This is a genomic window from Phormidesmis sp. 146-12 (assembly GCF_052939495.1).
In genome coordinates this window covers 1-10,192 of record NZ_JBJPHS010000165.1, presented here as the reverse complement: position 1 = coordinate 10,192, position 10,192 = coordinate 1, and the positions used below count along the sequence as shown (strand labels likewise).

General features: G+C 50.9%; 12 protein-coding genes. 8 read left to right on the top strand and 4 right to left on the bottom strand.

The features are described 5' to 3' along the window. The 7 genes from ACKFKF_RS32705 to ACKFKF_RS32675 all read left to right on the top strand — a co-directional run. Positions 1 to 766 (top strand): hypothetical protein (locus tag ACKFKF_RS32705; protein ID WP_446871567.1); only part of this gene is annotated, 766 nt, incomplete at its 5' end. Between the two features lie 128 nt (positions 767 to 894). Then, positions 895 to 1,437 carry a hypothetical protein gene (locus ACKFKF_RS32700; protein ID WP_446871566.1) on the top strand — a complete coding sequence of 181 codons (543 nt, stop codon included), beginning with the start codon at positions 895 to 897 and terminating at the stop codon, positions 1,435 to 1,437. Further along, on the top strand, positions 1,437 to 1,670 hold the full coding sequence (locus ACKFKF_RS32695) for a hypothetical protein (protein WP_446862521.1): 234 nt from the start codon (positions 1,437 to 1,439) through the stop codon (positions 1,668 to 1,670). Before ACKFKF_RS32700 ends, ACKFKF_RS32695 begins: the two co-directional genes overlap by 1 nt. Further along, positions 1,652 to 2,155, top strand: coding sequence for a hypothetical protein (locus ACKFKF_RS32690; protein ID WP_446871565.1), 504 nt, complete (start codon positions 1,652 to 1,654; stop codon positions 2,153 to 2,155). The genes ACKFKF_RS32695 and ACKFKF_RS32690 overlap by 19 nt, the downstream gene beginning before the upstream one ends. After that, entirely contained in the window at positions 2,152 to 2,481 is a 330-nt protein-coding gene (locus ACKFKF_RS32685) for a hypothetical protein (RefSeq protein WP_446862524.1), read from the top strand. The genes ACKFKF_RS32690 and ACKFKF_RS32685 overlap by 4 nt, the downstream gene beginning before the upstream one ends. 1 nt (position 2,482) lies before the next feature. Further along, positions 2,483 to 3,652: a discoidin domain-containing protein gene (locus ACKFKF_RS32680; RefSeq protein WP_446871564.1), complete on the top strand. Its 1,170-nt coding sequence runs from the start codon at positions 2,483 to 2,485 to the stop codon at positions 3,650 to 3,652. Positions 3,653 to 3,654: 2 nt separating this feature from the next. Further along, positions 3,655 to 3,828, top strand: coding sequence for a hypothetical protein (locus ACKFKF_RS32675; RefSeq protein WP_446871563.1), 174 nt, complete (start codon positions 3,655 to 3,657; stop codon positions 3,826 to 3,828). 248 nt (positions 3,829 to 4,076) lie between these two features. On the opposite strand, the gene ACKFKF_RS32670 is transcribed toward ACKFKF_RS32675, so the two are convergent. Together ACKFKF_RS32670 and ACKFKF_RS32665 are read right to left on the bottom strand one after the other, a co-directional pair. Beyond that, positions 4,077 to 5,702 carry a DUF2079 domain-containing protein gene (locus tag ACKFKF_RS32670; RefSeq protein WP_446871562.1) on the bottom strand — a complete coding sequence of 542 codons (1,626 nt, stop codon included), beginning with the start codon at positions 5,700 to 5,702 and terminating at the stop codon, positions 4,077 to 4,079. Between the two features lie 50 nt (positions 5,703 to 5,752). Further along, positions 5,753 to 7,318, bottom strand: coding sequence for a NupC/NupG family nucleoside CNT transporter (locus tag ACKFKF_RS32665; protein ID WP_446871561.1), 1,566 nt, complete (start codon positions 7,316 to 7,318; stop codon positions 5,753 to 5,755). A gap of 240 nt (positions 7,319 to 7,558) precedes the next feature. Here ACKFKF_RS32665 and ACKFKF_RS32660 point away from each other — a divergent pair, with 240 nt between their 5' ends. Next, entirely contained in the window at positions 7,559 to 7,843 is a 285-nt protein-coding gene (locus tag ACKFKF_RS32660) for a hypothetical protein (protein WP_446871560.1), read from the top strand. A 49-nt stretch (positions 7,844 to 7,892) separates the two neighbouring features. Here ACKFKF_RS32660 and ACKFKF_RS32655 read toward each other — a convergent pair whose 3' ends face one another. Together ACKFKF_RS32655 and ACKFKF_RS32650 are read right to left on the bottom strand one after the other, a co-directional pair. Continuing rightward, the gene (locus ACKFKF_RS32655; protein ID WP_446871559.1) at positions 7,893 to 9,245 is read right to left on the bottom strand and encodes an FAD-binding oxidoreductase; all 1,353 of its coding nucleotides are present in this window, start codon (positions 9,243 to 9,245) and stop codon (positions 7,893 to 7,895) included. A 130-nt stretch (positions 9,246 to 9,375) separates the two neighbouring features. Next, positions 9,376 to 10,192: cytosine deaminase (locus tag ACKFKF_RS32650; RefSeq protein ID WP_446871558.1), on the bottom strand; the 817-nt coding region annotated here is incomplete at its 5' end.

Genomic DNA, 10,192 nt, shown 5'->3' with positions numbered 1-10,192 from the left:
AGTTCAGAATCGTATTGTTCGAGAAGAGTTCAACGACTTGGGCAGCGATTGGGATGACGATATCACAACGTCTAGAGGAAGCCTGAGAGTTGCTTCTACGTTGCGAGATGCTGACTCAGCACTAGAGACTTTAAATAAACTAATGTTCTTCTATTTCGTCTTGCGAAAAGGTGCAGACCTTCAGGGATCTATTTATGGGATGCCGTCGATCGCCTTTCAAGAGCAATTCACATTTGCACCTCAGATTCGGCTTTACTTCCTGGAAGATGCGAGAGACGTAGAGCAGGGTTTCTCACCCGTTGAAGGCGATATCACTTTTAGGTTAACCAGAGAGACCCCTGAGACAATTACGCCCTCTGAGGCGAGAAATCTGGCTTCTAGGGTTCGATCCGCGTTCACTGCGGCCGGTGGATTCATTTGGAAAAAGGGGCGCGTGAAGGTCACTTATCTAGACAAAAAACGTGGCTATGATTTCCGGCTGCTCGTCACCAGCGAAGCTGAAGGAAAGCGGATTATTGAGCAGGTTCTAGACATTCAAAGTCACGCCCCTGATTGGGATTTCCTGACTGTTCACGAGAGTCGAGCAACCTTCCCGATCGTTCCTGGAAGTCATACGATCTATGGCAAGTCACGCCGCAAAATGAGACGGCGGCCCCGCGCAGACGTGCGGTTTAGATGGGCAGAACTGCACATCCACGGACTACCGAATCCAGTGGTGTTAGTCGATCGCACAGGCACTAAACGAGATGCCCTGGTGAAAGTCTGACCTTTTAAGAATTGGCAAAAATTGACCGAGATAGTTAACTAACTCGACCGCAAAAAATGACCTGAAACCTTTACTGGTAGGGCATTACTAGAACTATCAAGTTGACTCGTTCAAACCTTTCTAATTTTATGAGCAGACGTAAGACCGCTAGAGAACTACAAGAGCAATTGGAGGCAGCCCGTCGTCGTGAGGCTTATGTTCCTCCCCAACGGGCCGAAGGCACCGCTACCCAGCGCCGTCCCAAGAGTTCTGTCAAATACGGTTGCACCTCGGCACCCTCGACCGAATTCACGATCCAAACGCCTCAATCTGGTGTGACTTTCTTTGGGGGATTGGCTGCTTTGGGTCTGGCTGACGCAGGCAGCGATCCAACAGCTCCTAATGGATTTAAGCCCAACCGGATCTACGCAATGGTTGCCGATGCGTCTCCTCAAGTCGTACGCGCTCGTGCTTCCAACCGTGCCTATATTCGGTACGCTCGTGGCACCCGTGGCAGTAGCACTCAAAGCACTTTCTCGGCTGCAATCTCGGACACCACTACCCCGACGATGGCCTCAGTCCGTACAAAATTTGGCACCGTCTCCAATGCCAAGAAAAATGAAGTAGGCGGGTCGTACGGTCGGATTTGGTTCGAGCCAGAACGTCTACCCCTAGTGGAAAGCGGTAACTAATGGATGACCTTCTCTTAGCTACACCCGCGCTTTGGTATCCAGGGCAAACTGAAAGCGAGTGGCAGGAAGAGGTAGAGGCGATGATGGATCGGGCAATTATTACAGCCGCATTCATGCGCGGTGAGATAGAACCCGATTCCTTCCTCGATTATCTGGCTGAAGAATACGCCGACCCGATCGAAGTCGCCCAGGCGTGGGAAGAGGAGCTAGAGGCGTGCTTAATTTTGACCTGAGTGAAGCGGGAAACTGGAGACTTATCTACTACCAGCAGCATGTCGGGGATAAGTCTAAGAGCAAAATCAGGGCCCCGATGATCGACATTATTGAGCTTCCTATCACGATCGCAAGTCGAGTTTTGGCAGTGGGGGCCTCGTATTTAGAAGCCCCTCCAAGTTGGAACACCGCAGGCTATTTCTATCAGGAAGTTGGCGGAGTTTCCCTGGATGACACGCTGATTTTTCCCGGCTTGAGCGGAAGTAGTTCGTCTGTCCTGGATGGTGCGAAGCGGCGGATCACGCTCAATACGATCGAGCTTCACATTTTCCCTCGCCTCGCAACCGAACACCGCTATCGATTTGAGGCGATGCGCTGGATGCCCAAAATCACCCTTGGAGTATGGGAGTACATCGGCGCTGAATCGGACACCACGGAAGAACTGCTACAGGCTCTCAGAGTCGATTTGGCTCGAATTGAAATGAGGATCAACAACCTACAATGATTAATTTTGCTGGACTAGATCAGGTTTTGCCTGATGAAACGATGACCTGGCGTGGGTTTGGAGAACCCGTCATGCTCAATCTCAATCGGCTGACGGGAGATGCTCTAACGCCTGAATCGAGCGTGATTGAAGCGATGGGTAAGTTACTCAACTCGCTACATCAATTACAGACTCAACTCAATGAACAACGTCAACAAGCCGATCAACCCTTGCTAACAAGCTTCTCGAAAGTGGTCACGGTGAATGCCAATGGGAACCCGATCGTCAAGCTAGGCATTGAACTAGAGATCGACTTAGAAGCCTCACTCAACAACCTGGTTCAATAATATGTGGCGGTTGGTTGCTCAGATTGAGATTGCAAATCAATGGACTTGGACAGTTCCCATTGAGGGGGAATGGTTTCGATTTGAGTTTGTCGATCCGCCTGGTGAGGTGCGCGTAGACATTACTCAGGGCAACGGGTCGGCACCTTTTGCGACTCCTACCCGCGTCACGACGAGCGAATCTCAGATCGTCCGATTTCAATCCCCCCCGGCAACGATGGGCGATCGACGGTTGGCGATCCGATCGGGCGATCGCTTCTTCCGTGACTACAATCTCGGCTGGCTGGTCAAAATTTCCGTCTTTGAAGGTGACATTGAAGTTGACGGAAACGACTATTCATCTGCCCTTCAGACGCTTTTGAATGGGCAACAGGAAATCTTACAGCAGCTAGAAGCGGGAGGGATTGACCCGGCGATCGCGTCCAACATTCAAGCGATCGCCACTGGACAGATTCAAATTCTGGATCGACTACAGCAACCGATTCAGGCTCAAATTCCCGTGTCGATCATTGAGACGATTCAGGCGACCCTTGCGGTAACTGCGGAGCAGATCGCGATTGGACAGGGGCAAATCCTACAGAAGCAAAGTGAAGTTTTAGGGAAGTTTCCGATCGACGTGGAAATCGATCCGGCGATCAACGCGGGCATTCAACAGATTTTGGGGCAGTTTCCCATCACTGTGCAGACCGATCCGGCGATCACCAATGGCATTCAAGAGATTTTGGGGCAGTTGACCCCAACTCCAATCGCAGCCCTAACGCCGATCACAACAAACTTCACGGTGTCGCAATCGTCGGTCTATGGCAACCTTTCTTATCTAACAGGAAGCTTTGCCACGCTGACGGATGGCAATCCAGGGACGGGCTTCGCTTCTAGTTCGGGGGCGATCGAATGGATTCAAGCAACCTTTGCCACTGCGATCACTTGCAGGGGGATTCAGGTTGGGGGGGGTGGTTTGCAGAACTGGGGAGGGGTTGCCGCTTATCTCAATGGCAAGCAAATTCAATGGAGTTCAAACGGATCTGACTGGATCGTATTGTCTGACATCGTTCGCGTGTCCGATTCTGGCCCAAATCAATTCGTGCTTTGTGTTTTTCCACAAGTGACGGCACGGTTTTTCCGCATCGTCGGCAACAGTTGGCTGTCTACAACTGAATTTAGGTTTTTCAATTAGTCATGAAAATTACTCGCAGTTTGAAACAAAGAATTGCAGTGCCGCGATTGGTGCAACCGTTGTTTGGCAAGGTGGTTGCCGACAAGGGCGATGTCTGGCAGAACCTGGCAAAGCAATGCCATCCACCCAAGAAGCCTTCTATCGTGCTTGACCACAATTTGCTGCTTTCGGCTTAACCCGTACTCAGGTTAGCTACATTTTTTAACGTCAATTCGATATAGTTTTTTTCGCTTTGTTCTCAGGTTCTTCTGCCCTCCCGCCTTTCATTCTGAGGGACTTTCAGAGAAGATTTCCGGCTCAAAGTGCCTCACTTGTGGAAGATTTAGTTAGCTCTCCCGCGGTTGGAGCTGTAGCAAAGAAGTTCACTTTTTAGTTCAGTCTTTTAGGTCAACATAAGCTCTGTAGGCGGTGAAATACTGGTTGGTCATCCTTTAAGTTTTTGCCACTCTGCTAGTGCCTCGATCGACGATCGCCCTCCTTTCTTGAGCAAGACGACCCCATCTTCTGCTCGCAGGATGCCATATTCACCCGTCGTAATTAGCTTGTCTAGAGCAGGGACGATGGCAACAAAATGACTTAGCGTGTCTTTAAAGGCTTTTTTGTATTCTCGTAACTGCCAGATGTCGGCAACAGCGTATTCCATCTGGATCACCTGATTGCGATCGTCACGCAATTGCAGCGCAGGCAAGCGAATAATTTCTCGGCGACTCGACAATTGGGGAATCAGGTGCGTGGTGGCTGAAACGCTGGCATCTGGGGGAATGTCGCCAATCACACGATTGATATACTGGGCGTGTTCCCATTGACGTGCGATCGGAACGAAAACCCAAGGGCGAATGGAATCAGGAATCACAAATGAAAACGCTCGATTGGGATTATTGGTAATTGTGAACACGATCGACAGCGCAATGCAGACGCTCCAAAAACGCCGAACTCTAGGCGTAAAGGACTGGGGATGATGTGACCACCACAGCACCGCTCCATAAAAAAGTCCGGGAACGACGGCTAGGGCATAGCGCAAATTGATCGAGAGAGCAGACACGCCAGATTGGGCAAACAGGGACAATAATGGCGGAGCGCTCACAATCCAGGCAGACGCAGAAATCATCGGCACAAAAGCTACGGGAAGCCAGTGAGAAACGAGATAAATTAAGCGCCGATCGACGGGTGTAAAAATGCTGGTAATCAGGGCGATCGGATTGGTCAACATGCCCCACAAAACTTCTAGTGTCGTCGGTTCATCGTGATTGACAAATTGCCGAAACCGCACGGCCATGTAGAGGCGAGGATTGTCCTCTGAGATTTGCGGCATGATCACGCTCGTGACGATCGCCACATAGCTAAAGCTCAACAAGCAAAGCGCGAATCCGGTTTTGGGATGCCGCCGACTAATCAGCAAATAAACGCCCACGCCAAACAGCATGATTCCAGCATCTTCTCGAATGCCTAAGACAAGCAGCGCCAACACCCAAAACCATCGCCAGGACTGTTTCTCAAGGGCCAGCAATAAGCCAAACATCAACAGCGGAATCTGACACTGCTCATAAAAATTGGCAACGGTGGGACTGATAACGGCGATCGCTGCATAATATCCTCCAGTAATCCAGAGTGAAAGCTGGGGCGATAGAGAGTGTCTCGCCAAGGCATAGAGCAACAGCCCGCCAACAGCCATTAACCCAACCTGCAACACAATTAAAGTCGCTGGATTGGGATATAGCGCATACAACGGTAACCATAGAAGAAAATTTAGAATGAGATGCTGACCCAAATGTAAAAAAGATACGGTGGGAATCGCTCCATCTGCCATTGATGAAATGGAATTATTGGAAGTCAGCGAACTCTGGAAGAATCGCCCGTGTAAACTGTTCCAAAATACCTGGTTAAACAGTCCTTGATCGTAGGATGTATAGAAAACAAAATAGCGATGAAGTGAAATCAGCAATACTGCTGTGAAGAAGATAGCTGCTAAAAGATACGCACGACGTAAACCAGGGGTACGATCGCTCGGAACAATTGGTCGAAAGAGATCAGGAAGTTTGAAAAAGGGCATCAGAGAGAATCGCGGGGGGGAACGATCGCAAACTATATCACGCCGCTACTCTAGCGAGGTGAAGGGGTGGGAGCGGCGGCTGGCTTTTTGGCTGGTTTGGTCGGTTTGGCGGTGGCTTTGGGAGGGGCAGGAGGCGAAGGGGCAAGGGTTTTGGGAGCGGCGGGAGCAACGGGGACGGACAGCGGGGTGGCTTTAGGGGAGGCGGCAGGAGCCACGATCGCAGGCTTTTCACCTAGAATGCTGGCGCTTCCGGTATCATAAAACCCGGCGACACAGGCGATCATCAAAGTTGCTAAGGTTCCGGCAAACAGAGCCTTCCAGCCCAATTCTGAGATGTCTTTACGGCGAGAGGGAATTAGCGCGATCGTGCCTCCTACAAAGATTCCCACAGAGGCGAGGTGAGCAAATCCAGAGAGCGCATAGCTGATGATCAAAACGGCGCGATCGCTTAAGGGGTCTTCAGGGCGGGCGGCGGCGGTGGCGAGCGCTTGATAAGGGGGAATGGCCGTTTCGAGTAGTCTGCGGCCGATAATAACTGACGATTCCCAAAGCTCATTCCACTCTAGAGAGACCCCTGTGAGAAAGGTGAAAGGCAAAAACATCGCGCCTTCGATATTGGCTAGCGTGACAATGCCAAAAAACTGTCCAATTACACCAGGAATGTTAGCCAGCCCTGCAAAAATTTGATTGATCAACGAGACTAAGCCCAAAATTAGAATCAGCACAGCCGCGATCGACACCGCCATTTTTACGCCATCCAACGCTCCGACGATCGCCGCATCCAGTGGACTAACGCGCTCGATCGGTTCTCCTGAGACGGTTTCTGGAGGGGCAAATTCTTCTTCGTCAAAGTCGTCATTAAACTCATCTCGCGTCGTTTTTTCGCTGGGAATGCCACCCGCCGTTAGTGGAATTTCGGTTTCGGGAACCAGGATTTTTGACAGGACAAAACAGGCTGGAATAGCAATAATCGAGGCGGAAACCAGGTGCCCCAAAATGTTGGGAAAGACAGGACGCAAAAAACTGACGTAGATTGCCAGCGTTGAGGAGGCCGCCGTCCCAAAGCAGCAGGCGAGAATGGCGCAGAGTTCGCTTCGGGTCATTTTTGCAAGATAAGGCTTGACGACGATCGCCGCCTCAATGCCCACAAAAATATTCGCTGCCCCGCTCAACGCCTCAGCCCCGCTCAATCGCATCACGGAGTAGAATACTTTAGCAAATACGTTGGTGATTACTTGAATGACCCCGATGTTGTAAAGCAGCGCCATCAAACCAGAGAAAAAGATCACGGTTGGCAACGCTCGAAAGGCAAAAATATAGCCTAGATTCACATCGGCAGGCCGGTCTGGCAGGGGCACGATGTTCTTACCAAACACAAAATTTGCTCCGGTATCTGCCGCCAAAAATAGCCCATCCAAAAGATTACTAAAGCCTTGCAGCGCTTCTCTCGTAAACGGCACTAGAAAAACTAGCGCGCCCAAAATTAGTTGCAGCAAAATGCCCATTCCAACCACGTGCCACGGAAACACCCGCAAACTGCGATTCTCGGAAAATAACCAGGCGATCGCACACAAACCAAAAATTCCAAGCAGCGAGACAAGATTGAGCAAACCCATGAGGCGGCACCTTATTGACGATCGAGCAAAACGCGCTTGAGGACTACCCTTACGGTAGATGAACCGTTGCCCCTTAGACGATACCTAAAAATGCTTCGATCAACACAGAAAATGTCAGTAAATCTGAAGGGTGACACAAAAGTTATTTGGACGTGATAAGAAATTTTCTCCTCATAGCCCGATTCCCCTCTCCCCCAATTCACAGGTCATAATAAGCAAAGCCTTCTTACGTCGCGATACATGGATGCTTTCGAGCCAATGCCGCCCGCTTGGACTAAATCAGCCGTCCACGCCCATGAGTTTCACTGCCCCAACTGTCACAAAACCTGTCTCGAAGCAGAGCGAGTTTGGATCAATCGCCGATCGCCTGTCTTTTTGGAGGACTATCGCAAAAAATGGCAAGAATTTTATCAGTGCCAATGTACAACCGTCTGGTGGGCCTGGAGCAACGATCGACCGCCTTCAGAGTTAGCCGATCGCGAACCTCCCCGCCTCGATTTCTTCAATCCCTTTGACGATCTTTAGAAACGATCTTTAGAAGTGGTTCCAGCTTCAATTTCTCTCAAGCAAATCTTTATCGCTCTAGCCACGCCCGCATTTTGCCAGGATTAAGTAATCCGTAGGGATCAACTTTTTCTTTGAATTTGAGTTGTTCGACATCGACCTGCTTCATGCCGCCGTCTTCTAACACATAGGTATGAGGATTGAAGATAAAAGCGCCTTTGGCTTCGTGGTAGGCAATAATTTCGTTGAGGCGTTCTTGAGTTGTGTAGCGCACCACTTGCAAAGCAGCCGGACGAGCCACTCCCCCCACCCGCAAAAACTCCAGGTGCATCATGACTTCATCGCCAAAGTGTTGATACATGTGTTCGAGCAAGGTCAGTTGTTTGTCGTCAGGAAAAAGCGTTTGTAGATAGGTCAATGTGGGGTCAACACTGCGAGCATGAAGGGTGGTGTGATTCCAGGAATACTCGGAGAGGGTCACGCCTTTGCTGGCTTCTTGAGCCGTTTTTTGGTAGGCGATCGCTCCCCCAAAATCCTTAACCCACTCATTTAAGGCTTCAAGGCTGGTTTCAGACACCATCAACAACGCGCAGTGTGACCCTTCTAGAAAGTAACTCTTGAGCGCAGCAAAATAGCCCGGAATCGGGTCAGCACAGATGCAAACCAGCTTTTTGATCACGCCGTCGGCATCACTGATCGCCTGACCAAATCGAGCCGCCGTCATAAAGTCTGGAAACGTCACGATCGCCTCTGCCCAGGGATAAGCGGGCGCGAGGGGAACCTCTAATTCCGTAATAATGCCATTCGTTCCGTAAGCGTGAGCCACTTTGTAGACATCATCGCCCCGAAGCTCGATCGCTTTTGGTTCGTCTTGCATCGTTACCACCCGAACGGCTTGCAGATTGCCGCGATCGCGCAGTTGTCCATACGTGACAGACCCAATGCCTCCACTGCCGCCGCCGATAAAGCCGCCGATCGTCGCCGTTCGATAGGTAGACGGAGCCATACGAATTTCCCAGCCCGTTTCTCGTGTCTGCTTGTCCAAGACCGAAAGTTTGACCCCTGCCTCCATTCTCGCCATCCCCGGTTTGACCCATTTCACCGCGGTCATTCGGGTCATGTCCAAAATCACGCCACCTTCGAGAGGAACACACTGCCCATAGTTGCCCGTTCCTGCGCCTCGTACCGTCAGCGGAATTTTGTACTTCACGCAGACTTGCGCCACTCGGATCACTTCCGCCTCATCAACAGGACGAATCACCACACCGCCAACTTTTCCGGTCAATTGTTCGACGAGGACGGGGCTAAAGGTGTAGTAATCTTGCGAGAGTTTGGCAATCTGATTGGGATCGGTGATGATATCAAGTCCGGTAAGGTCAGCGATCGCAGCTTTCAGATCAAAGGGGCTAGTTGTCGAAGTCATCAGACGTTCTATGTGAACATTTCTTCTGCATCTTAAGCCGATTTTGGTAGGAAATTGGTATCCAAAATCTCCATCGCCAAATAGGGAGACAATTTATGGAGCGCGTCAGGTCAAAGTTCTTTCGAGTCATCTAATTCACTTCATCTAATTCACTATAGTCAGGCAGCGTTGCATCGATCGCCTTGCCGTTTCGGAGAACTAGACGATCGTGCTGCGATCGAGACAGCAGTTCACTGTAGCTTCTCGCCTTAAATAGCACCAGATTGGCGGGGAGTCCGACTCCGATTCTGCCGACATTGGGTAAGCCCATCAGATCAGCCGGGTTAGACGTAATCGCATTTACCCAATCGCCGTAGGGACGATCGAGTTGAGCAATTCGCACCGACAGATTGAAGACCTCAAAAGCATCGTGATCGCCAAAGGCATAAAAGGGATCGCGGCAGTTGTCATGAGCGATCGCCACCGCCACGCCCGCTTGTTTCAACTCATGCAGCAGCGTCACACCGCGCCAGCGAGGAGTGCGACCAGGTTTGCGATCTTGGAGATAGAGGTTACATAGGGGCAGGCTGACTACGCCAACGCCCGCTTTTTTGACCAGAGCGATCGTTTGGTTGGCTTCCACGTCTTCTTGAACGGACAAACTACAGCAGTGCCCACAGACCACTTTTCCTTTGTACTTGTGCCGAATGGCTGCCTGAGCGACCGATCGCAGCGTCATTGATTGGGGATCGTTGGTTTCGTCGGTGTGAAAGTCGAGATTGAGTTTGCGGTCTTTGGCCAGGGTGAAGGCGCGATCGACCTGCGCTTCAATGTCGGGATTCCTGTAGGCGACACCCCCCAAAATCCCCTGAGATTGGGCCACCAGATCGGCTAATTTTTCACCGTCGGGCGTGAGAAAGTAATCCAGCGGCACAAGGCAAACGGCTTGCAGCGTTAAGCGATCGCTC

Excerpts from the sequence above, each read along its gene's own strand:
- ACKFKF_RS32700 (WP_446871566.1), top strand. The coding sequence starts at position 895 with ATGAGCAGACGTAAGACCGCTAGAGAACTACAAGAGCAATTGGAGGCA.
- ACKFKF_RS32695 (WP_446862521.1), top strand. The coding sequence starts at position 1,437 with ATGGATGACCTTCTCTTAGCTACACCCGCGCTTTGGTATCCAGGGCAA.
- ACKFKF_RS32685 (WP_446862524.1), top strand. The coding sequence starts at position 2,152 with ATGATTAATTTTGCTGGACTAGATCAGGTTTTGCCTGATGAAACGATG.
- ACKFKF_RS32680 (WP_446871564.1), top strand. The coding sequence starts at position 2,483 with ATGTGGCGGTTGGTTGCTCAGATTGAGATTGCAAATCAATGGACTTGG.
- ACKFKF_RS32675 (WP_446871563.1), top strand. The coding sequence starts at position 3,655 with ATGAAAATTACTCGCAGTTTGAAACAAAGAATTGCAGTGCCGCGATTG.
- ACKFKF_RS32670 (WP_446871562.1), bottom strand. The coding sequence starts at position 5,702 with ATGCCCTTTTTCAAACTTCCTGATCTCTTTCGACCAATTGTTCCGAGC.
- ACKFKF_RS32665 (WP_446871561.1), bottom strand. The coding sequence starts at position 7,318 with ATGGGTTTGCTCAATCTTGTCTCGCTGCTTGGAATTTTTGGTTTGTGT.
- ACKFKF_RS32660 (WP_446871560.1), top strand. The coding sequence starts at position 7,559 with ATGGATGCTTTCGAGCCAATGCCGCCCGCTTGGACTAAATCAGCCGTC.
- ACKFKF_RS32655 (WP_446871559.1), bottom strand. The coding sequence starts at position 9,245 with ATGACTTCGACAACTAGCCCCTTTGATCTGAAAGCTGCGATCGCTGAC.